The organism is Pseudonocardia pini, from assembly GCF_013870575.1.
In the GTDB taxonomy this organism is placed as follows: domain Bacteria; phylum Actinomycetota; class Actinomycetes; order Mycobacteriales; family Pseudonocardiaceae; genus Pseudonocardia; species Pseudonocardia pini.
This window is the reverse complement of sequence record NZ_JACBXB010001085.1, coordinates 1-1,391: the sequence shown is the minus strand read 5'-3', so window position 1 is coordinate 1,391 and position 1,391 is coordinate 1. Positions and strand designations below refer to the sequence as shown.

The following is a 1,391-nucleotide window of genomic DNA, read 5'->3' as shown; positions in this document are numbered from 1 at the left end:
GCGGTGGTCGTGCACCCGGGCTTCACCGAGCCGGAGGCCGCGCTGCGGGCCGCGGGTCTGCCCGTCGAGCACGTGCTCACCCGGGGTGACCATCGGCTCGACCCGGCGGCCGTGCCGGAGGAGGCGGACCTCGTCGTCGTCGGGAACCCGACGAACCCCACCGGTGTGCTGCACTCCCGGCTGCGCGAGATCGCGCGGCCCGGCCGGATCGTGCTGGTCGACGAGGCCTTCGCCGACGCCGTCCCCGGCGAGCCGGAGTCCCTGGCGGGGGAGGCGGTCCCCGGGGTGCTGGTCTTCCGCTCGCTGACCAAGACCTGGGCGCTCGCCGGGCTGCGGGCCGGCTACGCGCTGGGCGATCCCGCGGTGCTGGCCCGGTTGGCCGCGCCCCGGCCGCACTGGCCGGTCGGGACCCTCGCCCTCGAGGCGGTGATCGCCTGTTCCGAGCCCGCCGCCGTCGCGGAGGCCGAGGCCATGGCGCGGACCCTGGCCGGGCACCGCGCGCACCAGGCCGCCGCACTCGCCGCGGTCCCGGGGGTGCAGGTGCTGCCCGGCATCGCGCCCTACCTCTTGCTCCGGGTCCCGGAGGGGACGCGGGAACGGCTGCGGGACAAGGGGATCGCCGTCCGACGGGCCGACACCTTCCCGGGACTGGGCCCCGACCACGTCCGGGTGGCGGTGCGGGATCCCGCGCGGGTGGCGGTCCTGGTCGAGGCGCTGCGCGCCGTGCTGGTAGGTGTAGCGGCATGACGTCGCTCGCGGATGTGACCTCGGCTCTCGAGGACGCCTACCCACTCGCCCTCGCCCAGGACTGGGACGCGGTCGGCCTGGTCTGCGGCGACCCCGCCGAGCGGGTGGAGCGGGTGCTGGTGGCCGTCGACGCCGTGACCGAGACCGTGGACGAGGCCCTCGACACCGGCGCGCAGCTGCTGGTGACCCACCATCCGCTCCTGCTGCGCGGGGTCCACGGCGTCGGCGCGGACACCCCGAAGGGCGCCCTGCTGCACCGGTTGATCCGCGGCGGCGTCGGCCTCTACACCGCCCACACCAACGCGGACTCCGCCGATCCCGGGGTGTCCGACGCCCTCGCCGCGGCCCTGGGCCTGCAGGTCGAGGGCCCGTTGCAGCCGCTCCCGGCGGACCCGCTGGACAAGATCGTCGCGTTCGTGCCCACCGGCGCCGCGATCCGGGCGGTCCACGAGGCGCTGTCCGCCGCGGGCGCGGGCGAGATCGGCGACTACTCGCACTGCTCCTTCGCCACCGCGGGGACGGGGCAGTTCCTCCCGCACGCGGGGGCGAACCCGGCGATCGGTGAGGTCGGCAGGCTGGAGCGGGTCGCGGAGACCCGGCTGGAGATGGTGCTTCCCCGCCACCGCCGCCGCGCGGTCGTGGCG

The 1,391-nt window shown here is 76.8% G+C and carries 2 protein-coding genes; both read left to right on the top strand.

The genetic code is table 11. The features are described 5' to 3' along the window. Positions 1-747, top strand: a 747-nt coding sequence (locus H5J29_RS32735) for an aminotransferase class I/II-fold pyridoxal phosphate-dependent enzyme (RefSeq protein WP_181784764.1), incomplete at its 5' end; no start/stop codon positions are given. Further along, positions 744-1,391 (top strand): Nif3-like dinuclear metal center hexameric protein (locus H5J29_RS32730; RefSeq protein WP_181784763.1); only part of this gene is annotated, 648 nt, incomplete at its 3' end. The genes H5J29_RS32735 and H5J29_RS32730, both read left to right, overlap by 4 nt.